The sequence below is a fragment of the Tamaricihabitans halophyticus genome, from assembly GCF_004340875.1.
Taxonomy (GTDB): Bacteria; Actinomycetota; Actinomycetes; order Mycobacteriales; family Pseudonocardiaceae; genus Tamaricihabitans; species Tamaricihabitans halophyticus.
This window is the reverse complement of sequence record NZ_SLXQ01000022.1, coordinates 43,985-68,501: the sequence shown is the minus strand read 5'-3', so window position 1 is coordinate 68,501 and position 24,517 is coordinate 43,985. Positions and strand designations below refer to the sequence as shown.

The window sequence follows — 24,517 nt, the reverse complement described above, 5'->3', positions numbered from 1 at the left end:
GGGCGACCGAACTAGGCCGTCACCCCGGCTTCCGCCTGGTTCCTACCACACACGCCGGTTCGGCGTCTGCACAGAAGAGGGTGCACTAGTGACCGGGCACGCGGTCCCGAGCCGCGAGCGCGTGAACGGGCCGCAGCCGACCGTTAGGCTCATGACATGCCGGACACGCAGTATGAGAATTTGCTTCAGCACGTGCTGGACACGGGGTCCCACAAGGCGGACCGCACCGGCACCGGCACGCGGTCGATCTTCGGTCACCAGCTGCGCTACCGGCTGTCCGAGGGCTTCCCGCTGATCACGACGAAGAAGGTGCACTTCCGCTCGGTCGCCTACGAGCTGCTGTGGTTCCTGCGTGGCGATGCCAACGTGACGTGGCTGCGCGAGAACGGCGTCACGATCTGGGACGAGTGGGCCGCTCCGGACGGCGACCTCGGCCCGATCTACGGCGTGCAGTGGCGGTCGTGGCCGACACCCGACGGCGGGCACATCGACCAGATCAGCGAGGTGCTGCACACACTGCGCGAGAACCCGGACTCCCGGCGGATCATCGTGTCCGCGTGGAACGTCACGGACATCCCGCGGATGGCGCTGCCGCCGTGTCACGCGTTCTTCCAGTTCTACGTGGCCGACGGGGAACTCTCCTGTCAGCTGTACCAGCGCAGCGCGGACCTGTTCCTCGGAGTGCCGTTCAACATCGCGAGCTATGCGCTGTTGACGCACATGATCGCCGAACAGGTGGGCCTTGGCGTCGGCGACTTCGTCTGGGCCGGCGGTGACTGTCACATCTACGACAACCACGAGGACCAGGTCCGCAGGCAGCTTTCCCGCCAGGCCAGGCCGTTTCCGACGCTCAGCCTGAAGCCGGCGGAAAGCCTGTTCGACTACACTTACGAGCACATCGGGATCGACGGCTACGACCCACATCCCGGCATCAAGGCGCCGGTGGCGGTGTGATCGGGCTCGTCTGGGCGCAGTCGGCGAACGGCGTCATCGGCCGCGACGGCACCATGCCGTGGCACTTGCCCGAGGACCTCAAGCATTTCCGTTCCCTGACCGCGGGATCGACGGTGCTGATGGGCCGGCGCACCTGGGAGTCGCTGCCGGCCCGGTTCAGGCCGTTGCCGGGCCGGCGCAACCTCGTGTTGTCCCGTACCCCGCAGGAGGGGGCGGAGACCTTCCCCGAGCTGTCCCAGGCGCTCGACTCGGCGTCGGGGGACGTGTGGGTCATGGGCGGGGCGGCGGTGTACCGGGCGGCGTTGCCGCTCGCGGACCGGATCGTGGTCACCGAGATCCGTGAACTCTTCGACGGCGACACGACCGCGCCGGACGTCGGCCGGGCGCCGGACTCCGTGGGAGTGTGGCAGGAGTCGTCGACCGGCCTGCACTTTCGGATCCTGACCTGGCAGCAGCGAAGCGAGCGGCAGGCGAGCGGCGCAGCCGGCTGACCCGCCGGCCGGGGCGGACGGGCGGCGAGCCACGGCCACGGCTCTGACCACGGCTACGACGGTGGTGACAACGGCTCGCCGGGGCCGTCCAGGTCGGCGACCGCATGGCGCTTCGAGACCTCGCCGCGGGTGGTCTCGTTCCTGGGCGCTGCGGTGAAGGCGTCCTCGGTGACGTCGGCGACCAGCTCGATCTTGCGTTCTCCGTACGCCCACGGGTTGACGACCTTGAGGACGAGACAGAACCGCCCGCTCGTGCCGTACCTGCGCATCAGCGAGCGGTAGTCGCGGCAGAGGTACCGGGCCGCGGCGTGGTTGCTGATCGCCGTCTGGCCGCAGAGGGCGAACACCGGCGCGCCGTCCGCTGTGACGATCTTGGCGACCGCCACGTGCTCCGCCTTTCCCGGCTGCTGCGCGAAGGTCGCGTCACCGACACGGATCGCGAGGTTCGCCGACGTGGCGTACGGGTCCATGCTCAGTCCGGGCAGGAACGTCTCCAGGTGCGCCGCCATTCTCGGGTTGGCTTCCGGGCCGCCGATCGTGAATTCGGCGTCGCTACCCAGCTGACGCTGCGGGACGCGCTGATCCGGTGACGGCAGGATCAGTTCGATCTCCGCGCCGCATTCCCGTGTTGCCGACGCGATCTCGACGGCGGCGGCCGTGTCCCGTTGATGCACACTCAGCGCCGACGTGGCGGAGGCGTGCCGCGGCATGTACACCACACAACTGCGGCGGGTGTCCAATCCGAAGAACCGGCGTCTGCGCTGCCGGTGGCGGCGGCGCCGGAGCAGCTGCCACACGAAGACGGCCGTCCCGGCGATCACGCTCGCGATGAGGTTGATTGCCAGGTCCCCCAGTTCGGGCATCGCCACTCCTTCCGCCGCGGCCGTGTCTAGCAGCCGGTGGCGGGTGCACCGGCGGCGGGGCGTGGCGGCTGGTCGGAAGCCAGTGCGGGCGCGCTCATTGTCCGTCGCGCCCATGCGCGAGGATGCCGTCGAGCAGGTAGGTGGTGCGGCGGTCGCAGTCGGCTCGCGCCGGGCGGGTTCCGTGCTTGAGGGCGAGCGCGGTGTCGTGGGGCAGTGCCTGCAGGTCGTTGGCCGTCAGCTCCGGCCACAGGCTGCCGGAGGCTCGGCCCGTCGCGATGAGTTCCTCGTTGATCTCGGCGCCGACCCGGTCGCCGAAGCGGTTGAAGATCGTGCCCTTGCTGACTCTGGCCACCTTGGCGGCCTCTTCCAGCAGTACCGAGCGGCCACGGCTGTGGAAGGCGCCGATCGCGGCGCGGCGGATCTGCTCGGTATTGCGCTTGGTGCCGGCGCGCAGCCGAGGCTCGGAAGAGGCCGTATCCGCCATCGTCTCCGTCTCCCGTCTCGCCGTACCGACAAGTTGACTCGACGGGTCATGTTACCTACCGTGGTCAACGGAAGTGAATTTGACTCGGCGAGTCAATTTATCGGAATCCCCAATCCCCGGGCTGGATGTGGGTACGGAGGGAAAGGTCGCAAGCATGATCGTTGTCACCGGAGCCACCGGCGGTCTGGGTGGTGCCACCGTCGAACACCTCCTCGAGCGCGTGCCCGCCGACCGGATCGGCGTCAGCGTCCGTGATGCCACCAAGGCGCGGCACCTCGCCGACCGCGGTGTCCGCGTGCGGCAGGCGTCGTACGCGGATCCGGCCGCGTTGCGCAAGTCGTTCGCCGGAGCCGAGCAGGTGCTGCTGGTGTCCGGCAACGACCCGTCGGCCGATCTGGTTGCCCTGCACCGCAACACCATCGAGGCCGCCGTCGCGGCCGGTGCCGAGCGAATCGTCTACACGAGTCAGCATGGTGTCGCTCCCGGCAATCCGTACCCGCCGTCGGAGTTCCACCTCGCGACCGAGGCGATGCTCGCCGAGTCGCCGGCCGACTGGACGGCGCTGCGCAACGCGGCCTACGGTCCGCTCGAACAGGTGCTCGGCCCGTGGCGGGAGACCGGGCAGATCGTCCAGCCCGCTGACGGCCCCGTCCCGTACGTCGATCGAGACGAGATCGCGGAGGCCACGGCGATCGTCCTCGCGGACCGGCCTTCCTTCGACGGCGCTGTCGATCTGACCGCGCCGCGTGCCGTCACCTTCGACGATGTCGCCGGGATCGCCTCGGAACTCACCGGGCGCACGATCAGCCGTGTCGTCCCGGGCGACGAACAGTGGGTTGCTGACCAGATCGCACGAGGCGTCCCGGAGCAGATGGCGCGGCTGCTGCTCACCTTCTACGAGGCCAGTCGGGCCGGCTACTTCGCCGAGACCAGTCCGCTGCTGACCCAGCTCCTCGACCGTGAACCCGCCGGCGTCAGGGCCCGGCTCGAGGAAGGCGTGACCGTCTGAAGCGCCGCCCGTCGCCGGTGCTGCCGAGTCCTGGTGCGTCCGGCTGCCGTCGTCGCATGTGCACCTCAGCCGTGTATGCATGAGAGAACGTCGAATCTGCCCGGCGTCACCGCTCTCGCCGTGACGGACCTGTACTTATCCGGTACCTATCCGGTGTTGCGGCCGATGCTGAGGGGCTCACCGGGGAGTTGGCCGTAACGGTGATGGCGCGGTATGCGCGATCAGGTCGGGCAGCTTTCCTAGTGGGTCTTCGAGTGGCCGACCTGGTCTTTCGTGTTCGAAAAGCTCCCCAAGGTCCACCCGATCGAAGCTCAGGCTCAGGTTTCGACGCGGTGTTCGGTTGGCAGATCTTCCTTCTGCAGCAACGGGGTGCCCACGGTCTCCCGCATGGAGAACGCGGCGATCAGGCCGAAGACCGCCTATACCATCAGGTACGGCCCCGGCACCAACGTGCTGCCGGTGGCCCACGCTTGGCGAGCTCAACGACGTCTACCAGGTGCGGGCGTAACTCGAAGGTTTCGCCGCTGAGCTGGCGGCCCGTTCGCGTGACCCCGAGATGATCGCGCGGCTGGAACGAGCGCATGAGGCGCTGGTCGAGGTCGTGCCGGTCGCCGTCGCGAAGCTCGACAGTCCAGATGAACCCGAGGTCGGCGAGTGCCTGCGCCAGTTCAACGACGCCTTCCACGACATCGTCCACAATGCCGGGGGAACCAACGGCTCGGTGGGATGATCCAGGATCTGCACCGCTACTTCCCGAAGGACACGGTGCGGCTCGCCGTCCGCTCGCCGGAGGCCCTGCGGGCGCTCTACGTCGAGGAGCACGCGGTCGTACTGGACCACATCATCCGAGGACGGGCAGCGCGACCACATCCGCGGCTCACAAGCGATGTTGGTGGACTATCTGCATGGCTTGGGTTTCGGGGAATGAATCGACCCGAACCGCAAGATCCCCAAAGATCTCGGTTCGGTAGCCAGTTGCCAGAGTGAAGGGTGGCACATACTGTTCGGATAACGCGAAATCAATTCACGTTAGTGGGAGGAGTTGCCGATGCCGGTGAGCCGTCGGCATGTCCTGGTCGGAGCCGCCGCGGTTCCGCTCGCCACCGGTCTCCTCGGTGCGGCGCCTGGCTTCGCTGCCGCCGAACAAGGCGGCGAGTTCCTGGTCGGCGTCGGCATCGCCGACGTCACCGGCCCTGCCGCGGAAAACGGCATGATGGGCTACTCGATGCCGCAGCAGCAGACCGCGGGCATCCACCTGCGCACCCGCGCGCGGGCGTTCCTGATCGCCGACGGTCAGCGCCGGATCGCGTTCGTCACCGCCGATCTCGGTGCGCTGTTCCAGTCCGTGCATCAGGGCGTGCTGCGAAAACTCACCGCGACGTTCGGGGACCTCTACACCGAGGACAACGTCCTGCTCAATGCCACTCACACGCATGCGGCCTGCGGCGGCGACTCGCACTACGCCGCCTACGACCTGGCAACCCTCGGATTCCAGGAGCAGGTTTACAACGCCGTGGTGGATGGGATCGTCGACGCGATCACGCAGGCGCACGAGAGTCTGTCGCCGGGTTCGATCAGCCTTGGCCGCGCCGAGCTCACCGAGGCGAGCGTGAACCGCTCCCGCACCGCGTTCGAGCTCAATCCCCGGGCGGATCGGGATCACTTCCCGCAGGCTATCGATCCCGCGGTGACCGTGCTGCGGTTCCGGCAGGGTGACACGGACGTCGGCGCGATCGCCTGGTTCGCCACCCACGGCACGTCGATGAGCAACGGGAACCGGCTGATCAGCGGCGACAACAAGGGATACGCGGCCTACACCTGGGAACACGACCACGCCGGCGTTCGCTACCTGGACGGTGCTCCTGGCTTCGTCGCGGCGTTCGCGCAGACCAACTCCGGGGATATGACCCCGAACCTGAACCTCACGCCGGGCACCGCGGAAACGGAGTTCGAGAACACCCGGCGGATCGGCGAGCTCCAGTTCCAGGCGGCGAAACGCGCGTTCGACGCCGCGGGTGACGGCATCGTCGGCGGGGTCGACCATCGCATGTGCTACGTCGACATGTCCGACGTCGCCGTCGACGCGAAGTACACGCCGAACGGGCGCCCGCAGCGGACCTGCACCGCGGCGATCGGCGTGTCGATGCTCGCGGGCAGCAAAGAGGACGGAGCGGGCCTGCCCCTGTCCGAGGGCGTGCAGAACCCGTTCATCGACTGGCTTGGCGGGATCGACGCGCCCGTCCCGCGCGAACTCGCGAGCGCGCAGGAGCCCAAGGTGGTCGCCGTCCCATTTGGAGCGATGAAGCCATACCCGTGGGCGCCAGAGATCCTTCCGCTCCAGATTATCCGAATAGGACAGTTGTACTTGGTGGCAGGGCCCGCCGAGTACACCATCGTCGCTGGACTCCGGATTCGCCGTACCGTCGCGGCCGAACTTAGCGTACCGCTGGAGAACGTCCTGATCCAGGGCTACGCCAACGCCTACAGTCAGTATGTGACGACGCCAGAGGAGTATGACTCGCAGCAGTACGAAGGCGCGTCGACACTCTTTGGCCGTTACACGCTGCCCGCCTACCAGCAGGAGTTCGCGAAGCTCGCGGCCGCGATCCGGGCAGGGACGTCCGTGCCACGCGGACCGGTCCCGCGCGACCTGCGTGGAAAGCTCATCAACCTTCAACCGGGGGTGGTGGCCGACAGCGCTCCGGCACTGAAGAGCTTCGGCGATGTCGTCACCGAAGCGAAAGCCACCTACCGGCGCGGGGAGCAGGTCGCCGTCACCTTCGTCACCGGGCATCCGAAGAACGACTTGCGGCGCGGTGGCACGTTCCTGGAGATCCAGCGGTTCACCGATGGGAAGTGGGTCCGGCACGCCGACGACGGCGACTGGGCGACGAAGTTCCATTGGAAGCGGAAGCTCGTTGCCCAATCGCAAGCCACCGTTACCTGGGATATCCCCGCGAACACCCCTGCCGGCAAGTACCGCGTGGTGCACTTCGGAAACTGGAAGAACGGCTGGAACGGGCATATCAGTGCGTTCACCGGGACTTCCCGCGCCTTCGTGGTTTCCTGACCTGGCAGCAGAAAGGACGGCTCATGCGCAGACTCGCCGCGCTTGTCACGCTTGTCGGCGCCGCACTGGCCATGGCGCCCATCCAGGCGGCTGCCGCGCCTGCCGTGTCGGTGCTGAGCTTGAATCTCTGGCAGCTACCGGGGATCGCCGGGCAGAACCCGACGGACAAGGAAGCTCGCGCGCAGGCTGCCGAGCAGGTGATCCGCGCCAATGACGCCGAGGTGGTCGTGCTGCAGGAGGCATTCAGCAAGCAGGCCGAATCGCTACGGCAACGCCTCGTCGACGTCTGGCCATATCGAACCCCGCTGGTCGGGCAGTACTGCTCGACCGAACCGGGTTGGTCCACTGTGGAGGGGGACTGTTCGAAATCACCATTCGTGGTCAACGGCGGCGTGACCGTGCTGTCGAAGCGCCCGATCACCGAGTCCCACCAGCTGGTGTTCCGGAAATCCTACCGAGGCACCGCGGACTACTACGCGAACAAGGGAGCGGCGCTGGCCAGGATCGACGTCGATGGCAGGCCGCTGTGGGTGACCGGAACTCACTTGCAGGCCGATGAGGGGTCGGAGACGCTACCCAAGGCGCACGAGGTCCGGATGGCGCAGCTCGGCGAGCTCAGCGATCTGGTCGCGCGGCACGTGCCCGCAGCTGACCCGGTCGTGCTCGGCGCGGACCTCAACGTCGAGTATTGGGCGGGCCAGGACCGCAAGGACGAGCAGGGCCGTACCCAGATCCAGCAAGCGGAGGCGGCGATCAACGGCGTCCTGCGTACCTCGCCGGAGGGCGAATACACCTACGACGCGCTCACCAACTCGAGGGCCGCGGAGTCCGTCGACCCGGACTACCGCGACTCGCTGGACTACATCGGCGCGCTTGGCGGCAGCGGACGCCCGCTAGCCGACGTCGGGCCCGTCTCGAAGGTCGGCTACGACAACGGAGCCTTCCCGTCCGATCACTACCCGGTCCGGGCCACCGTCACCTTCTGAACTGAACCGCGGTCTTCAAGGGGGCTTGCGGTCACTGGGCGCGGTGGGTTTGGTGACGTTCCGTGTTCGCGTTCTTTAGAGGTTAGCGAGATTGTCGGGGTCACCAACCGAACCGTGGTCCCATCCACATCGACGCCTTACCGGTGCCGTGTGCGCACCTCGCGCGGGTGAGTTGTCGGAAACGCGCGCATCGACGTGCGCAAACACATACACTGTGCGGTGGAACAAGACGGGCCGGTAATTGCCGGGGCGGCGCTGGAACCAAAGGCCGCCCCTAGACATCTAACACCAAGGTGTCAACACTGGGAGGGGATCGCCGATGAGTCGTCAATTCGACCCGGATGAGATTGCCGCGCTTGCCACCAAGATCGGCAAGCTCAAGGAAAGCTTCAATCAAACGGGCACCGATTTGGGCGACGGCAATCCAGGGGGCGCGTACGGCAACTTGCGTAACGCGGCCAGTGCGGATTCGACCACGCAGGCCTTTTACCAGGGCGTGAACACCCAGATGGGTGCAGCCGCGCGGCTTGTTGACGCCGCGGCCAAAGCGCTTGAGCAGGCTGCCGAGCGCATGCGGAACGACGAGGACGAGGGCGTGCGCACCTTCGGTGGGGGCAACCCCGAACGTGCTTGACCGGGATGAGGACGGGAATCAGGGGAATTGCCGATGACTAGCGCAGAACCGCAAGTAGATACGCTCGACGACCCTTCGCTTGACCGACCGGCCGCGATGGATGCCATCGATAGTCGGGCCAAAGACGCTGAACAGCTCAATGCGGGCGCGGTTAACGAGCAGGCTGGCCAGGTCAACAAGGCCGCGACCAGCACCAATGACCTCGGTGATGAACTCAAGGTCTTTCAGGACGATGTGCTACGTCAGTGGGGTGGCAAGGACGCCGAGGCCGTAGCGAACCACCTTGAGCAACTCAGCAAGTCCAGCTACAAGGTCAGTGACAAAGCCGAGGCCGCCAAGAAGGCCCTGGATCGCGTTTCCGACATTCTGGACAACGTCAAGAAGAAGGTCGCCGATCTGGCTAAACAAGCCAACGACAATGACGCGGATAACCGCAGGTTGATCGGTGCCGCCCGGCAGCGGAAGAACAACTCTGAGGACGAGAACGAGATCAAGTCCGCCGCCTCGGAGATCGAACGCCTTCGGCAGCTCAACGAGACCGACTCCAACGGCAAGAAGAAGGAGATCGAACAGGCGCTGGAAACCGCCGAGAAACAGATCGACGATCTCCTCAAACCGCTGGGGATGGAAATCGAGGGCGGCTTCATCGAGATGTTGCCCGCCGATACCAGCGGATCCACCACACCGCAGAATGCCGGTTCGAGCCCGGTCGGCGGTGGCGGCCCCGCGCCACCCACCACCAGCAGTGGCGGCGATACTGGGGGTAGCAGTAGCGGCGGTGGGGGCCCCGTTGGCTCCGCATCCTCCGGAGTACCGGGGGATGGCAAGCCAGCCAAGCCAATCGACGCCCGGGGCGACAACCCGGCGAAGATCGCCGAGCAGTTCCTCGGCCGCAATGCCGGTGATCTCAAGGGCACCGGTGAGCTGCCTGCCATGGAGGGTTGGGTACCCAACAACGTCAACTGCGCGAACTTCGTTTCCGGCTGTCTGGAAGCGGCCGGCCTGATCGATATGGAGCAGGCCAGCGCCTCGGTTTCGGAGCTGTCGTCCAACCTGAAGGCGGACGGCTGGCAATCGGTCCCGCTGTCCGAGGCGAAGCCCGGTGACGTGGTGGTTTCGAACGGCGGGGGGCACGTCGTGATGTACGCCGGCGACGGTCAGTTCATCGGTTCGAACAACATCAACCCGGACGGTTCCCAGCAGATCAGCATGGGTGGTGGCGACGGCCTCGTAGAGGTGCTGACCCCGCCGGCCGGCTGAGCCTGACTCGGCCCGAGTTCAGCGACCCGGGCCGGATCGTGGCAAAACAAGAACAGGGTCAGAGCTCGAACAGGCTTCGGGGTGTCGAGTGCTTGTTCGACCAGGGCAACCACGCGACGTCGGTGGGGCCGATGGCGTAGTCGGACAGCTGCCATGCCCGGGCGTCGTTGTCGGTACTCGTGTTGTCGGTCTTCCTGAGCAGCGCGGCATAGACATCGGACATCGCGCCGTCGGCTCGACGTGCCTCATAGGAAGAACCGGCGTAGTACGGACCACCGCCGCCAGCGTCGCGCATCGTTCCGCGCACGAAGACCCAGGCGCCGATGCGGTTGACGTTGTCGACCTCGAGCCGAACACGATCCCCAAAGACCTCGTCCAGCGGACCGGTGGCCGCCTGGAGTACCGCCGCGCGGGCCGGATCGGTGGTGTCCAGCGACCGAGGGGATTCGGCGGACGGGGTGTTCATCAAGCTACCTCCCAATAGCAGGACAGCGATTCGGCTGTGCACAGCGGACCGTCCTCGCTTGGCGAGCGGATCCGCCGATCGGCCAGCTGGCCTGGATCATGCTACCGCCTCAGCCGCGCGCCGTCCTGGCTTCGGGCGCAAGCAGCGTGCCCTAACCCCAGGTGAGGGGATCCAGGTGCAGATAGAACCGCAGCCGGTCGCGATCGAGCGTGCCGCCGTAGTCCGCGGCGAAAGCGTCATCGGCGCGCCTGGCCAGATTCTCCTCGGACCAGACTTCTCGGGAATTGGCGAGCAGCAAGGCGATATCGGCATACCGGTCGGCGCGACCGAGGCGGCCAAGGTCGATGAATCCCGCGAAGCTGAGCGTGTCCGCATCCAGGATGATGTTGGGCAGGCACAGATCGCCGTGACAGACGACGGTATCCGCGGGTTCTTCGGCAAGACGATCATCGAGCTGCGCGGCGAGCCTGGCGAGGAGGTCACGCCCAGGCATCTGCTGCTGCTCGACCGGCAGGAACTCCGGATTGACCGCGTCCCGCGCGACGACATCCTCGGCGACAGCGAACATCCGCCGCAGATCTCGGTGGAACGGGCAGTCATGACTGGGCAGCGCGTGCAACTCGCGCACGGCCTCGATAATGGACGGCCACGCCCGCCACAGCTCCGTTGCCGACACGCTGTCGGCTGGTATCCCTTGGACGGCGCTGGTGAGCAGGCATGCGCCGGTGGCGTCGGCCGTCCAGTCGAGCACCGTGGGGCACGGGATACCGCGCTGGCTCAACCAGGCAACCCGATCTCGTTCCTCGGCCAGCAGATCCTGTTGTCCGGCCGGCACACACTTGGCGTACCGCGCGCCATCGGTGCTGCGGAGAACATCCGCGCCGGACTCGCCATTCGTTACGCGCGTCCATTCGTGCGGGGCGGCGGGGCCTAGCAAGTGCTCCCATGCGCGAACCGGTGACTCAGCCACGGTGATCATCGTAGTCGGCGGCCAGAGCCACGGTCGGCCGCTACCGGTGGCGCCGTGCCGCCTCCTGTACCCGTTGCCGATGAGTCACCCACCATCCCGCGTCGCCAAGCTCATCGTGATCATTGCCCGCGCGACCGTCGATCATTGCGCGGGCGCGGCCAAACCCAGCCGCTCGATCGACTGGTCCGAGTGCTGCCACGCGGTTTGATACAGCGCCACAGGGTCACGGCTGTTCTCCTCGGCGGCAGCCCACATATCGGCGCCAGCCCAGATCGATCCGTCGGCAACCCAGGGCAGTCGAACCGGAGGCGGCCGGCCAACGGATTCGCCAAGATAGCCGAACTCGATCCCCGCGAGGTGTTTGACAAGACCGAGCAGATTGGTGGCACTCGCCGTCATCGGGCGGCGAATATCCTACTCGTTCAATGAGTCCAAAGAGGACACGACGTTGTCCCGTGCCGCCTGTAGGTACCGCCGAAGCTCGGCGGCGGTGTCCGGCTCGACGGGTTCCCGATCGTCCACGCGGTGAGCCTATTTGCCGAGCACCGACATGCTGGGCCTCTCGCGGCGATGTCAGATCTGGTCGGCGGCCTCGCGGAGGGCGGTGAGCGCGACCCTGGCGGCGGGAATCTGCGCCGCGGCGTTCTGCACGACGGCGTAGATCGACCGCATCGGCGTTGGCCGCGCGACCCGTACCCACGTCACGCCGTCCGGTAGCTGCGCGGTACCCAGGGTGGGCAGCACGGTCAGCCCGATCCCCGCCTCGACGAAAGCGAGGGCGGTGGGGTAGTCGTGCGCCTCCACATGGAACGTCGGGCTGAACCCCGCGGCCTTACAGGCCTCCAGTAGGTTCCTGCGACACCAGCCGCGCGCGACGTCGTTGTCCACCCAACGCTCCTCGGCAAGTTCGACGAGGTCGACCTCTTCCTTGCCCGCCAGGCGATGTCCAGCGGGTAGCACGGCGACATAGGGATCGTCGAGCAGGTGATGCGCGGTAAAACCGCCGCCGCCAAGGGCTTCTGAACGCAGCACCGCGACCTGAATGTCCGGGCGCTGCTCGGGTGTGTCCGGAATGTACTCGCGCAGGCTCAGTCCGAGCCGGACTCCCGGCAGCTCGCTGGTGATTCGACTGACCACATGCGGCATCCATGCCGCGCCGACCGAGGCGAAGTACGCCAGCGACAGCGAACCGGTTCGACCCGAGCGCAGATCCGCGACCAGCGCCTCGGCCGCGCCAACCCGTGCGAGCACGCGGTCCGCCTCGGCGGCGAGCGCGTTACCCGCCGCCGTCGGCTGTAGTCCCCGTCCAACCCGGGTCAGCAACGTCAGCCCGGTTTCCCGCTGCAACGCCGTGACATGCTGGCTCACCGCCGACGGCGTGTAGCCGAGATTGGTGGCCGCGGCCTGCACGGAACCGGAGGCGACCACGGAGCGGAACACCCGAAGGCGGTGTACATCGAGCATGCATCTGACAATACAGCGAGACTGAACAATGATGCAGAAATAATCGCTGGTGCTGAAGTGTGGATATCGTCAGGATTGGGTCATGACCAGCAACGACTGCCTTGCCGATGGCACACCCGCGCCAGCGAAGACGCTCGCCGACCGGGAGCCGCCCGAGGCGCCGGCCGCCCGGCGTAAGCCAGCGGGCGTGGCGACGGCCAGCGCGGCCGGTGCCACGATCGTGCTCTGGGCATCGGCGTTCGTCGGCATTCGCTTCGCGGGTCACGACTTCTCGCCCGGCGCGCTCGCGCTGGGCCGGATGATCGCCGCCTCGCTGGTCCTCAGCCTGGTGATCGGCTCGCTGGCACTGCGTGCTCGACACGGCTATCGCGCGGCGCCAGCCCGTGGGTTGCCGAGAGGACGCACCCTCGGCCTGGTCATCGGATGGGGGGTCGCCTGGTTCGGCGCGTACAACGTCGCACTCAACGCCGCTGAGCGACTGGTCGACGCGGGCACGGCGGCACTGCTGGTGGCCACGGCGCCGATCCTGGTCGCGGTGAGCGCCATCGCGGTGCTGGGCGAGCGGTTGACGCGCCGACTCGGGATCGGCGTGGCCGTCGCCTTCCTGGGCGTCGCGCTGATCGCGGCCACCGGGTTCACCGGGCATGTCGACGGCCTCGGCGTCGTCCTCGCGGTGCTCGCCGCGCTGCTCTACGCCGCGGCCGTGCTCCTGCAGAAGCGCCTGCTCCCTCGGGTTGAGGCCACCACGATGACCTGGCTCGGTGCGCTCGCGGGCACCGTAGCGCTACTTCCGTGGGCGCCAGAGCTGGTGCGGGAACTCGCCGCGGCGCCAACGGGATCGCTACTCGGCGTGCTGTACCTGGGCGTTTTCCCCACCGCGCTCGGTTTCCTGACCTGGGGCTACGTGATTTCCAGGTGGACGGCTGGGCGTGCCACAGCCGCCACCTATCTGATCCCGCCGGTCACCGTGTTGCTGTCCTGGGTGTTGCTCAGCGAAGTCCCCGCACCGCTTGCGTTGCTCGGCGGGGCGCTCTGCCTGGCCGGAGTGGTGCTCGCGACCCGCCGATGACGCAAGCTCAGCGGCCGGCGAGTTGTCGTTCGCCGTTGACCCGGCGCGTGATCGACCAGGGGTTGTCCGTGCGTAGCGCCGCGGGTAGCGAGCCCTCGGGAAAGTCCTGGTAGGCCACCGGGCGCAGGAATCGGCTGATCGCCGCCGTACCGACGGAGGTGGTCGTCGGCGCGGTGGTGGCCGGATACGGCCCGCCGTGCTGTTGGGCGTGCGTGACACTCACCCCGGTCGGCCAGCCGTTGTGAATGAGCCGCCCGGACTTGGCTTGCAGCGCGGCAAGGAGCTCGGGGTGGTACTCGCCTTCGGCGTCGTGGATCGTCGCGGTCAACTGCCCCTCGAGTAGTTCGACGAGCGCGAGGAGTTCGGCTTCCGACTCGTATTCGACGATCACGCTGGCCGGTCCGAAGATCTCCGTGCGCAGGATGTCGGGTGCGCCGCGAACATGCGCGGCGGTCGTGGCCAATACGGTCGGCTCCGGCGCCAGCTCCGATCCACCGCCGGAAAGCAGCTCGGTCAGCTCACCGTCCTCGCGTGCCGCCGCCAGCCCGGCGTGGAAGCTGGACGCGATGGACTCGCTGAGCATCGGGCTCGCCGCGCCGGCAGCCTCGGCGAGCACCGTGGTGGCCTCGGCGTCGAGCCGTGGCACGAACAGCAAACCTGGCTTGGTGCAGAACTGGCCCATGCCCAGCGTCACCGAGCCCAGGTAGTCCCGCAGAATCTTGGGTCCGCGCTCCCGCCACGCCGTCTCGGTCACGAAGACCGGGTTCACGCTGCCCAACTCGCCGTAGAACGGAATGGGTTCGGGTCGACTGCTTGCCCGGTCGAACAACATCCGGCCAACCCTGGTCGATCCGGTGAAACCAACCGCGCGCACCAGCGGATGCTCGACAAGTCGTTCGCCGGCGCGGCGCCCCGTCACGGCGACGATCAGTCCGGCCGGCGCGCCCGCCCGCTCGAGTGCGCGCGCGGCGACCGTCGCGGTACGGGTGCCCAGCTCGGCATGCGCCTCGTGCACCTTGTGCACTACCGCGCACCCCGCGGCCAGCGCCGCGGCGGTGTCACCGCCGAGCACGCTGAACGCGAACGGGAAATTCGACGCGCCGAACACCGCGACCACGCCCAAGGGCACATTGACCCGCCGCAGATCGGGTCGGGGACCCATGCCCCAGTCCGGGTCGGCATGGTCGATCCTGGCGTCCAGCTGCTCGCCCGTGCGGATCTCCCCGGCCAGTAGTCGCAGCTGGAACGTGGTGCGGGCAAGCTCGCCACGCAGCCGTGGTTCGGGGAGATTCGTCTGCGCCATCGCCAGCGGGACCAGTTCCTCGGCGTGCGCGTCCAGCTCGTCGGCCACCGCGATCAGCCACTGAGCTCGGTCAGCTGGTGCGACCTCCGCTGCCGCCTCGAAAGCCGTCTTCGCGATTTGTACGGCGGCGTCGAGCTCCTGGTCAGTGGTCATTTTCTGGTCCTCGGTCATGCAGTACCTCCGCGTAGCAGCCGTGTCTGTGCCATCCGTTGACTCTTCGCAGGATCGTAGTTTATATATAATCCATGACCAACCCGGATGCGGCCGTGCCACCGGTACGCAACGCGATGAGCGACAGGGTGTACTCACTCCTGCGCGCACGCATCATCGACCTCGAACTCCAACCCGGTGCACGCCTCCAGATCGACTGGTGCAGCGCGGAATTCGACGTAAGCCCGACTCCCGTACGCGAAGCGCTGAACCGCCTCGTGGCCGAGGATCTGGTGATCGCGGAGCCGTATCGCGGCTTCCGGGTGAGCGAACTACTCGACTACGCGGAGCTGACGCAGCTGCTCCTGGCGCGGGAAGTCATCGAGAGCGCAGCGGCAAAACAGTCGGCCAGGGTGTGCGACGAGGCGACGCTGGGCGCGCTGCGCGCGGCCGTCGACGAGATGGCCGAGTTGGCCGACGCCGACGAACTCGACGTCAAGCGGTTCAACGCGGCGGACGCGCGCTTCCACCGGCTGATCGTGCAGAGCTCCGGCAATCGCTTCCTGTTGAACGCCTTCGACTCGCTGCACGCGCACGTCCAGATCTCCCGGCACTACCAGGGCAGGCCGATCATCGAGGCCCAGCGATCCAACAACGATCACCGCCGGATGGTCGAGGCAATCGCGCGTGGGGCGTCGGACGAGGTGGCACTACAGGTCACCGCGCATATCGACGGGGTACTCGACAGGCTGCGGTCCGAACACGACACCGAGGGGGACACCCAATGAGCGACGACATGATTCCGGCGGCCGACGCGGTAGCCGACCTGCTGGTCGAGGCCGGCGTCCGCCGGGCGTACACGGTCCCAGGGGAGAGCTTTCTGCCCCTGCTCGAGGCCTTCGAACGGCATCCCGAGTTGCGGTTGATCTCGACCCGCCACGAATCCGGCGCCGCGTTCATGGCCGAAGCCGACGGGAAACTGACGGGGGTACCCGCCGTCGTGATGGCCACCCGAGGAGTGGGCGCGGCGAACCTGACGATCGGCCTGCATACCGCCCGGCAGGACAGCACCCCCATGCTGGCGCTGCTCGGCCAGGTGGAAACCACCTACCTCGGCAATGAGGGCTTCCAGGAAGTCGATCTGCCCAGTTTCCTCGGCGAGATCACCACCTTCGCGGCCACCGTGCAGCGCTCCGACCGGGTGGCGCAGACGGTGGCCAGGGCACTGGCAAGGGCGAGTACCGGACGCCGCGGCCCCGCCGCGGTCGCCCTGCCTTCGGATGTACTCGACGGAAGCTGCGCACCGCAGGCGCCACTGCTGGGCGCACGGGCCAGCGCCGCCGAGCACGCGGACGTACTGGAGATCGCACGCCGGCTCGCCGCGGCCAAACAACCCGTGGTGATCGCCGGACAGGGCAGCTCGCCCACCGAGGTGACCGCCCTCGCGCGGGCCTTCGGGCTCGGTGTCTACGCGGCGTTCCGGCGGCAGGATTGCTTCCCGAACGACGACGAGCACTACCTCGGTCACCTCACGCTGGGCGCGCCACCGGAATCGTTGGCGTCCCTGGCCGAAGCCGATCTGGTGCTGGTGCTCGGCGAGCGGTTGGACGAGACCACCACCCAGGGCTACACGATGCCCGCCGCCGGCTCGACGGTCGTGCACGTCCATCCGGACCCCGCCGTGCTCGGCGTGCACCAGCGGGCCGAGCTGGCCGTGGCCGCTGACCCGGGCGTGCTCTGCGCCCAGTTGCTCGCCGTCGCGGACCAGGTCGAGGTGGCCGAAAAGGACGCGTGGTGGCGCTGGGGCCACGAAACCTACCGGCGCATCGCGGAAGCTTCCGCCGCACCGGGCGAGACTGGACTGCATCCGGGCATGGTCATCGACGCCGTACAGCACGCGGCGGAGCCCGGCACGGTCGTGGTCAACGATGCCGGCAACTTCTCCGTTTACTTGCACCGGCAGTGGGTGTTTCGCGAGCAGGGCACCCAGGCCGCACCGATCTCCGGCGCGATGGGCTATGCCGTGCCCGGTGCGATCGGCGCCGCACTGGCCCGCCCGGACCGTCCGGTGCTCGGCGTGGCCGGCGACGGCGGTTTCCTGATGACCGCGGTGGAACTGGAGACCGCCGTACGAATCGGCGCCCCGGTGAAGCTGCTGGTGCTGCAGAACGGTTTGTACGGCACCATCGCGATGCATCAGGCGATGGCGGGCAATCAGGTCAGCGGTTGTGGCATCGATCCCGTCGATATCGCTGGTCTCGCTCGATCGCTTGGCGCGCACGGCATCGAGGTGGACGACGCAGCGGGACTGCCGGACGCGGCGCGCGAGCTGTGGGCACACGAGGGCCCGGCCGTACTGGTGGCGCGAACCGACTCGGATGTAATCGCACCGGGCAAATCCCTGCGCGCGATCGCGGCGGCGCGCCGATGATCGCGGCACGAGTCGGCAAGATCGATGTCATCCCGCTGCGCTACTCGCTCGGCGATGCCCCCTATGGTTCCGCGCGCGGGCTGGTGCCCGCACGGGAAACCACCCTGGTGCGGTTGGAAACGACCGACGGCGTCGTCGGCTGGGGCGAGGCATTCGGCCCCACCTCGGCCGTGGTTCCGCTGATCCGGGAGCTGACCGCGGCGCTACCCGGAACCCCGATCGAGGCTCCGGGCCCGTTCGTCGCCGCGCAGTTACAACAGCATTATCACCGAGGTGGCGGGCTGCACGCGGCCGCCGTTTCGGGTGTGGAAGTCGCGTTATGGGACGCGCTCGGCCGAACCCTCGGCGCCGGCGTGGCAACCCTGCTCGGTGGGCGGGCGCGGGAATCCGTGACGCCGTACGCCTCCTGTGGATACGCGCGGGCCGACCGGGATATCGGCCGGTTCACCGAAGAACTGGCCGAGCTCTCCGCGGGCCTGGCCGGTGCGAAGATCAAATGCGGTTTCGGTCCGGCCGAGGACGCGGCACGGGCGAACGCCGCACGTGCGGTACTCGGCCCGGATCGAGCACTGATGGTGGACCTGAACGGCAACTACACCGCCGACCAGGCGCGCGTTTCCGCCGCCGCGATGGCCGATGCGCGCCTCGCATGGTTGGAGGAACCGTTAGCCCCCGAAGACGTCGAGGGGTTGACGCTGCTCCGCCGGCTGGACATCACGCTGGCCACCGGGGAAGCGCTCTACACCCGAGCCCCGTTCCGCCGGCTGATCACCGAACGGCTGGTCGACGTGGTGCAACCGGATATCACCAAGGTGGGCGGGCTCGGCGAGGCCAAGGTGGTCTGTGAGCTCGCGAGGACCTGGGGAGTACGGGTGTCACCGCATGTCTGGGGTGGCGGGATAGCGCTGGCAGCCGCGGTACAACTGCTGGCTTCGGTACCGACCTATCCGCATACCAACAACGTGCCCGACCCGCTGTGGTTGGAACTGGACCGCGGCGACAACGCGCTGCGCGAACGGCTACTGGCCGAACCGATGCGGCCGAAGGACGGCGTCCTCGCGGTGCCCTCCGGCCCGGGCCTTGGCGTCGAGGTTGACGAGCAGGCCGTCGAACTGCTGCGGGAGGACCGATGAATCAGGTTGTCGTCACCGGCGCGTCCGGTTTTCTCGGCAGGGCGGTGCATTCCGCGCTCACCGCCGCCGGGCACGCGGTGCTCGGGACCGATGTGCGGCCGTCCGGGGAACTGCGCGGGCTCGACGTCAGTGATCCCGCCGAGCTGGACCAGGTGCTCGCTGGCGGCCCGGACGCGATCGTGCATCTCGCCGCGGCTGGCGCGGGTTCGGCAGGTCTGGTTGCCGGTGCCGATACCGACCCGGTGAGCGCGGTGCAGACCAACATCGCGGGATTCGTCCGCGTAGTGGAAGCCGCCGCACGAAACGGCGTCCGCAGGGTCGTCTGGTCCTCATCGACCACCGTCTACGGCTCCGCGGCCGAGTACTCCAGCGAGATCAAGGAATCCGGCGTGATCGAGGAATCCGCGCCGCTACGCCCGACAACTGCCTATGGCGTAACCAAAGCCGCCTGCGAGCAGTTCGGCCCGATCCTGGCCAGCCGGCTCGGCGTCGAGGTCGTTTCCCTGCGCCTGCCGATGGTGTATGGCCCGGGCCGCTGGTACGGCGGTAGCCAGGCGCAACTCGTCGACCTGGTGCACGCGGTCACCGCCGGTACGCCCGCGTCGATCGACGCGTGGCGAGGTGCGGCGGACTGGGTGCATGTGGACGATGCCGCCGCGGCGGTACTCGCCCTACTCGCCGCGCCGGAACCGGCGGCCAGCTACCACGTCGTCGGCCACCGCGGTTCCCTCGCCGAGTTGGCCATGGCGATCGCCGCGTCCGCCAAGCACGGGACGGTGGACGTCCGGGAAACCGACGCTGGCACACCGGATCTACCCGCTACTGATGACCACCTACTGCGCAGCACAACCGGATGGACTCCGCAGTACACCGACGCGAGCAGCGGAGCCACGAGCTATCTGCGCCGCGCCCGATCCCAGCCCGACCTACCGCGAGAGGAAGTCCCGCAGTGACCAACCAGACCACCGAGACCAACCCCGAGACTCCCGCCGCCCGGCTGGCCGCGCTTGGCCTCGAGCTGCCCGAGCCGGCACGGCCATCCTTCGACTATGTGCCCGCGGTGCGGGACGGCCACATTCTCTACGTCGCCGGCCAACTGCCCAAACAGGACGGTGAAGTGCGGATAACTGGCCGGTGCGGCGAGGATGTGGATCTGGACACCGCCAGGACGGCGGCCGAGATCTGCACCCTGCAAGGCATCGCCTGCGCGGCGGCGGAAGTCGGCGGCATCAACGGGATCACCGGTGTCATCCGAGTTACCGGCTTCGTGGCGTCTACTCCGGACTTCCACCAGCAGCCCAAGATCATCGACGCGGCGAGTGCGCTGCTGCGTTCGGTGTTCGGTGAGCGTGGCCGGCATGCGCGGTCGGCGGTTGGCGCCGCCGCGCTACCGCGCCGCTCACCGGTCGAGATCGAGTTCATCTTCACCGTGGCCGACACCGCTGAGCCAGAAAGGGTGGACCAGTTATGAACCGGAGGAAACCAGCCCGATGTTCACTCGGCGCGGTCGCGGCGGTCGCCATGCTCAGCCTCAGCGGTTGCGCGTTCCTGACCGGTGAGCAGAGCGGCGCGAGTGGCAACGGGGAGTGTGACGAACGCACCCTGCGGCTCGCGACGATCCGCGCCGAGGACGATCCCACCACGATCGGCGCCAATACCTTCGCCGAGTCCGTCCAGCGGGCGACCGGCGGCCAGCTGACCGTGCAGGTCTTCCCGAACAGTCAACTCGGTGATGCCAACGATGTGTTCGCCGGAATGTCCTCCGGTCAGGAAGTGGACATCTTCTACAACGGCATCAGCCTCTACCCGACGCTGGAAGGCGCCGAGGCGTTCACCGTACTGAGCGTGCCGTTCCTGTGGGACTCCTATGAGCAGCTGCGCGCGGTGCTGAACACCCAGCGATACCAGGAACTGATCGACGATGCGGCGGAGGCCACGGGCGTACGGGTGGTGGCAACCGAAGGCGATGCGGAACCACGTGCGCTCAGCGCGAATCGCCCGGTGCGCACCGCCGACGATATGCGTGGCCTGGACCTGCGCATCGCCGAAGCGCCCATGCCGCAGGAGTTCGCCCGCGCGCTTGGCGCGCGCCCGCAAGTGGTCGCGCTTTCCGATCTGTATCTGTCTCTGCACCAGGGCGTGGTGGACGCGCAGGAGAACGGCGCGATCACCATGGTGAACCAGAGCCTGATGGAAGTGCAGTCGCACTTCATGTCCACGGACTACATCCGCGACGTACAGGCTTGGTACTTCAGCGATCAGGTGTGGAACTCCTTGTGCGCCCCGCAGCAACAAGCGATCAAGGCCGAAGCCGCGGCGGCGGGCGAGGTTGTCACCGGCGAGGTCAGCAAACAGCTCGACGAGGCGCGGAACACCTTGCGCGGCCAGCTGGAGATCGTCGAGGTGGACACCGAGTCCTTCCGGACGGCGCTTTCCGGAGTGTTCGACCAGTTCGATGGCGAGATGTGGCCGGCAGGGCTGCTCGCCGAGACCCGGCAGCTCGCCGCGGAGCATTCCTGATGAGCGCGGCGGCCACGGCGGGCGTCACCGCCGCACGCGACCGGCTGGTACGCGGTATCGCCTGGTTGGCGGGAACCGCGTTCGGGGTCATCTTCGTAGTGAATATCGCGCAGATCGTGGCACGGCAGGTGAGCGGTGGCTGGACCTGGGTCGGTGACCTCAACCAGCTGTTGTTCTCCTGGATGATCATGCTCGGCGCCGCGGCCGCGTACGGGAAACATGACCACATCGCGGCCAGCTTCCTCGTCGAGCGCGTCCCCGCGCGATGGCAGCGGGGTTTCGCCTACCTGGTTCGTGGGATCGAGCTGAGCATCGGCTTCGTACTCCTCGTTTCCGGCTGGTACGTGACGCTGACTCGGATGGAGATCCCGTACATCCAGCTCGGTGTGCCGACCGGTCTCGCGTTTCTCGCCATACCCGCGCTCGGTGCGCTGGTGTTGCTGTTCGGCCTGTCCACCCGGCCGCATATCCCAACCACGCTCGAGCAGGCGGACGGCCACGAAGCCGTCGACACCACGGGGTCGGCGATCCAGCAGCCGGGGAACTCGGGCGACAACGGAAGGAATCTGACGTGACCATGCGGATTCGGCTGGACCAGATGACCACCGAGCAAGCCGCCGAGGTGCTGAGGGCGGCACGGGTGGCGCTACTTCCGGTTGGCGCGACCGAACAACATGGGCCGAACCTGGTTACCGGGATCGACTGGCGGGTGGCCGAGGAGATCGCCCATCGCGTCGCCGGTGCCGCCGCGCCCGACGCGGTAGTGGTCCCCCCGTTGCCGTTCGGGCTTTCCGGACACCACCTCGGCTTCCCGGGAACCCTGCATATCTCGGCGACGACCTTCATGGCCGTCGTCAAGGATGTGGCGGCAAGCCTTGCCAAACACGGCATCGAGAAGCTCGTGTTCGTCAACGGGCATCGCGGCAACGAGAACGTCCTCGGCGTACTGGTCACCGAGTTGACCTATGACCTGGGCATCGAGGCGGCATCCGCGTTCTGGATGACGCAGGCAGCCGACGTGATCGCCAAGCATCGCAAGACCGAGCGGTGGGGGCACGGCTGCGAGATCGAGACCAGCGTGGCCATGGCGCTGGATCCGAATCTCGTCGCCGCGAATCCCCAGCCGGGCGAACTGATCGAGGATTACGGGTCCTATGAGGACAATTACCGGCCGCACGCGCTGGTGACCGCGCGCAGCTTCGCTTCCCGTACCCGCAACGGGGTGTTCGGCGATGCGACCCTGGCATCCACCGAGATCGGCGCGGAGATCGTGGGTGCGGCGGTATCGCGGACCGCCGAGTTCGTCCGCGACTTCGCGGCACGCCCGCGCAGGGCAACCGGACCAGTCGGGTCCCCGGAAGTCGGAGGGTAGCGACGTGGAACTCATCCTGCTTTTCGGCGTCCTTTTTGGCCTGATGTTGCTCGGCGCGCCGATTTTCGTGGCTATGCTGGCCTCGGCGCTGGTTACGTTGGCCGTCACCGGTCTCGGCGCGGCAACCGTGCTGCCTACTCAGATGGCCTCGGGAGTGGGGGCCACCCAGTTGCTCGCGATTCCGTTCTTCATCTTGATGGGCGAGTTGATGTCGCGTGCTGGCCTGACGCAACGGATCGTCGAGCTGTTGATGTTCTTCTTCGGCCGGTTCCGGGGTGGACTCGCGCACGTCGTGGTCGGTGTGAACGCTTTCGCTTCCAGTGTCAGTGGCTCGGCGCCCGCGTCCGCGTCGATGGTCTCGTCGGCAACGTTGCCGGCCATGCGAGACAACGGCTACCGGCCGGCGTTTTCCTCGGCGGTCAACGCCAGCGCGGCGGTACTCGGCCCGGTGATGCCGCCCAGTGTGCCGCTGGTGTTCGTGTCGCTGGTCACCACGATGTCGTTGGGCCAGCTGTTCATTGGCGGAATCGGGCCCGGCGTGCTGATGGCCATCGTGCTGTTCGGCACCGTGGCGTTGCAGGCGCGGCGCGGCAAGCTGCCCGGCCCGGCCACGGTACCGGCCGAGGCGGCGCGGCCGTTGCCGGTACTGTTCCTGCGCGCGTTGCCCGCGCTCGGCGCGCCGGTGTTCATCATCGTCGGCGTGATCGGCGGATTCGTCACGATCACCGAGGTCGCCATCATCGCGGCCTTCTACGTGCTCGTGCTCGGGCTGTTCTATCGCACGATCAGCCTGCGTGCGCTGCCCGCGATGCTGCGCGACAGCAGCGTTTTCTCCTCGACCATCATGATGCTGTTCGCCGCGGTCGGCGGTTTCACCTTCATCATCGCGGCACAGCGGGTGGGCGATCAGGTCGCGGCGGCGGTCGCCAGAGTGGACATGGGTCCGCTCCTGTTCTTCTTACTCGCGGCACTGTTCTTCTTGCTCATCGGTATGGTGCTGGATGCGGTACCGGCTATTCTGATCTTCTTGCCGATCCTCATGCCGGTGGCCACCGAGCTCGGTATCGATCCCATCCACTTCGGCGTGGCGACCGTGGTGAACCTGATGATCGGTCTGCTGACCCCGCCTGTTGGTGCACTGCTGTTCGTGTTGACCAAGATCGGCAAGGTGTCGTTCGCCAGCCTGCTCCGTGAGGTATGGCCGTTTCTCGGCGGCTTGCTGGTGGCGCTACTGGTGGTCATCCTCGCGCCGCCCGTGGTGACCTTCCTACCGGGGCTGTTCTTCGGCGGCTGACCCGGAGGTGCTGCCGAGTGCGGCGCAGGCCGCGTCGAGCGCGGCCGCGCGCAGTTCGTGCTCCGGGACGTCGTCCAAAAGCACCAGACAGTCGGCGAGCCCGCCCAGCGCGACGATCGCTCGTGCGCGCTCGGCCACCCCGGCGTTCGGACCGGCGAGCACCGCCACCAGCCGGCGCCGCCAGGTCAGCACCTGGTCGATGTAGCCCAGCTCGTTGAGCGTCGGTAGGTCGTGCAACATCAGTGTGGTCAGTGCGTGGTGCCGGTAGGAGACGTCGAAGTACCTGCCGAGCAAGTCGCGCGGGTCCGAGGTTGTCCCGTGTTCGTCCTCGGCGAGCACGCTGTCGATATCCGCGACAAGCGGCTGTAGCAGGCTGTTCAGCAGATCTTCGCGCGAACTGAAGTGGTAATAGAGCGCGGGTTTGGTCAGGCCCAGCCGGTCGGCGATCTGCCGCAAGCTGGTCTGTTGCACCCCTTGCTCGAGAAACAGTTCGAGCGCGGCATCGAGGATGCGCTGTCTGGTCTCACTCGTTCGTGGTCGCGGCACGGTTGTCCACTCTAAGGCATTGACTTACCGGTCGGTCATCGGTTTACT

The 24,517-nt window shown here is 67.5% G+C and carries 25 protein-coding genes and 1 pseudogene; 18 read left to right on the top strand and 8 right to left on the bottom strand.

All coding sequences use genetic code 11. The features are described from left to right. Positions 1-156 precede the first annotated feature (156 nt). A complete protein-coding gene (locus EV191_RS27760) occupies positions 157-954 on the top strand; it encodes a thymidylate synthase (protein WP_132880784.1) in 798 nt (265 codons plus the stop codon). After that, positions 951-1,445 (top strand): dihydrofolate reductase, encoded by a 495-nt coding sequence (locus EV191_RS27755; RefSeq protein WP_132880782.1) that lies wholly within the window; start codon positions 951-953, stop codon positions 1,443-1,445. The genes EV191_RS27760 and EV191_RS27755 overlap by 4 nt, the downstream gene beginning before the upstream one ends. Positions 1,446-1,498: 53 nt before the next feature. On the opposite strand, the gene EV191_RS27750 is transcribed toward EV191_RS27755, so the two are convergent. Further along, the gene (locus EV191_RS27750; protein ID WP_207894788.1) at positions 1,499-2,308 is read right to left on the bottom strand and encodes a hypothetical protein; all 810 of its coding nucleotides are present in this window, start codon (positions 2,306-2,308) and stop codon (positions 1,499-1,501) included. 94 nt (positions 2,309-2,402) lie between these two features. Continuing rightward, positions 2,403-2,792, bottom strand: a complete 390-nt coding sequence (locus tag EV191_RS27745) for a hypothetical protein (protein WP_132880781.1) — start codon at positions 2,790-2,792, stop codon at positions 2,403-2,405. Positions 2,793-2,946: 154 nt separating this feature from the next. Here EV191_RS27745 and EV191_RS27740 point away from each other — a divergent pair, with 154 nt between their 5' ends. From EV191_RS27740 to EV191_RS27715, 6 genes and pseudogenes are all read left to right on the top strand, one after another. Then, positions 2,947-3,801, top strand: a complete 855-nt coding sequence (locus tag EV191_RS27740; RefSeq protein ID WP_132880779.1) for an NAD(P)H-binding protein — start codon at positions 2,947-2,949, stop codon at positions 3,799-3,801. 520 nt (positions 3,802-4,321) lie between these two features. Continuing rightward, positions 4,322-4,531 (top strand): annotated as a pseudogene (locus EV191_RS27735) (hypothetical protein); the annotation flags it as partial. Positions 4,532-4,849: 318 nt separating this feature from the next. Further along, positions 4,850-6,871, top strand: a complete 2,022-nt coding sequence (locus EV191_RS27730; protein ID WP_132880776.1) for a neutral/alkaline ceramidase — start codon at positions 4,850-4,852, stop codon at positions 6,869-6,871. A 23-nt stretch (positions 6,872-6,894) separates the two neighbouring features. Next, positions 6,895-7,857, top strand: a complete 963-nt coding sequence (locus tag EV191_RS27725; protein WP_132880774.1) for a sphingomyelin phosphodiesterase — start codon at positions 6,895-6,897, stop codon at positions 7,855-7,857. Positions 7,858-8,176: 319 nt separating this feature from the next. Next, complete coding sequence (locus tag EV191_RS27720) at positions 8,177-8,491, top strand: hypothetical protein (protein WP_132880772.1); 315 nt, start codon at positions 8,177-8,179, stop codon at positions 8,489-8,491. 33 nt (positions 8,492-8,524) lie between these two features. Further along, entirely contained in the window at positions 8,525-9,751 is a 1,227-nt protein-coding gene (locus EV191_RS27715) for an NlpC/P60 family protein (protein WP_132880771.1), read from the top strand. Between the two features lie 58 nt (positions 9,752-9,809). Here the strand turns inward: EV191_RS27715 and EV191_RS27710 are convergent, their stop codons facing one another. From EV191_RS27710 to EV191_RS27695, 4 genes are all read right to left on the bottom strand, one after another. Further along, complete coding sequence (locus EV191_RS27710; RefSeq protein WP_132880769.1) at positions 9,810-10,217, bottom strand: hypothetical protein; 408 nt, start codon at positions 10,215-10,217, stop codon at positions 9,810-9,812. 151 nt (positions 10,218-10,368) lie between these two features. Next, positions 10,369-11,196 (bottom strand): APH(3'') family aminoglycoside O-phosphotransferase, encoded by an 828-nt coding sequence (locus EV191_RS27705; protein ID WP_132880767.1) that lies wholly within the window; start codon positions 11,194-11,196, stop codon positions 10,369-10,371. Positions 11,197-11,328: 132 nt separating this feature from the next. Beyond that, a complete protein-coding gene (locus EV191_RS30735) occupies positions 11,329-11,586 on the bottom strand; it encodes a mycothiol transferase (protein WP_243659285.1) in 258 nt (85 codons plus the stop codon). A 174-nt stretch (positions 11,587-11,760) separates the two neighbouring features. Then, positions 11,761-12,651 (bottom strand): LysR family transcriptional regulator, encoded by an 891-nt coding sequence (locus EV191_RS27695; RefSeq protein WP_132880765.1) that lies wholly within the window; start codon positions 12,649-12,651, stop codon positions 11,761-11,763. A gap of 82 nt (positions 12,652-12,733) precedes the next feature. On the opposite strand from EV191_RS27695, the gene EV191_RS27690 reads away from it, so the two are divergent. Next, positions 12,734-13,720, top strand: coding sequence for a DMT family transporter (locus tag EV191_RS27690; RefSeq protein WP_207894786.1), 987 nt, complete (start codon positions 12,734-12,736; stop codon positions 13,718-13,720). 7 nt (positions 13,721-13,727) lie between these two features. Here the strand turns inward: EV191_RS27690 and EV191_RS27685 are convergent, their stop codons facing one another. Continuing rightward, on the bottom strand, positions 13,728-15,194 hold the full coding sequence (locus EV191_RS27685; protein WP_207894784.1) for an aldehyde dehydrogenase (NADP(+)): 1,467 nt from the start codon (positions 15,192-15,194) through the stop codon (positions 13,728-13,730). Between the two features lie 74 nt (positions 15,195-15,268). Between EV191_RS27685 and EV191_RS27680 the strand changes: the two genes are divergently transcribed. From EV191_RS27680 to EV191_RS27640, 9 genes are read left to right on the top strand one after another with little or no spacing between them, the layout of a single operon-like run. Further along, on the top strand, positions 15,269-15,961 hold the full coding sequence (locus EV191_RS27680; protein WP_132880763.1) for a GntR family transcriptional regulator: 693 nt from the start codon (positions 15,269-15,271) through the stop codon (positions 15,959-15,961). Next, on the top strand, positions 15,958-17,604 hold the full coding sequence (locus EV191_RS27675) for a thiamine pyrophosphate-dependent enzyme (RefSeq protein WP_132880762.1): 1,647 nt from the start codon (positions 15,958-15,960) through the stop codon (positions 17,602-17,604). Before EV191_RS27680 ends, EV191_RS27675 begins: the two co-directional genes overlap by 4 nt. Continuing rightward, on the top strand, positions 17,601-18,737 hold the full coding sequence (locus EV191_RS27670) for a mandelate racemase/muconate lactonizing enzyme family protein (protein ID WP_132880760.1): 1,137 nt from the start codon (positions 17,601-17,603) through the stop codon (positions 18,735-18,737). The genes EV191_RS27675 and EV191_RS27670 overlap by 4 nt, the downstream gene beginning before the upstream one ends. Next, complete coding sequence (locus EV191_RS27665; RefSeq protein WP_132880758.1) at positions 18,734-19,690, top strand: NAD-dependent epimerase/dehydratase family protein; 957 nt, start codon at positions 18,734-18,736, stop codon at positions 19,688-19,690. The genes EV191_RS27670 and EV191_RS27665 overlap by 4 nt, the downstream gene beginning before the upstream one ends. Next, entirely contained in the window at positions 19,687-20,208 is a 522-nt protein-coding gene (locus EV191_RS27660; protein WP_207894780.1) for a RidA family protein, read from the top strand. Before EV191_RS27665 ends, EV191_RS27660 begins: the two co-directional genes overlap by 4 nt. Beyond that, positions 20,205-21,257: a TRAP transporter substrate-binding protein gene (locus tag EV191_RS27655; RefSeq protein ID WP_132880754.1), complete on the top strand. Its 1,053-nt coding sequence runs from the start codon at positions 20,205-20,207 to the stop codon at positions 21,255-21,257. Before EV191_RS27660 ends, EV191_RS27655 begins: the two co-directional genes overlap by 4 nt. After that, on the top strand, positions 21,257-21,832 hold the full coding sequence (locus tag EV191_RS27650; protein ID WP_132880753.1) for a TRAP transporter small permease: 576 nt from the start codon (positions 21,257-21,259) through the stop codon (positions 21,830-21,832). Before EV191_RS27655 ends, EV191_RS27650 begins: the two co-directional genes overlap by 1 nt. 2 nt (positions 21,833-21,834) lie before the next feature. Next, positions 21,835-22,629 carry a creatininase family protein gene (locus tag EV191_RS27645; protein ID WP_243659287.1) on the top strand — a complete coding sequence of 265 codons (795 nt, stop codon included), beginning with the start codon at positions 21,835-21,837 and terminating at the stop codon, positions 22,627-22,629. 4 nt (positions 22,630-22,633) lie between these two features. After that, complete coding sequence (locus EV191_RS27640) at positions 22,634-23,923, top strand: TRAP transporter large permease (RefSeq protein ID WP_165913130.1); 1,290 nt, start codon at positions 22,634-22,636, stop codon at positions 23,921-23,923. Here EV191_RS27640 and EV191_RS27635 read toward each other — a convergent pair. Then, complete coding sequence (locus EV191_RS27635; RefSeq protein ID WP_132880747.1) at positions 23,897-24,469, bottom strand: TetR/AcrR family transcriptional regulator; 573 nt, start codon at positions 24,467-24,469, stop codon at positions 23,897-23,899. The genes EV191_RS27640 and EV191_RS27635 overlap by 27 nt on opposite strands. Positions 24,470-24,517 lie beyond the last annotated feature (48 nt).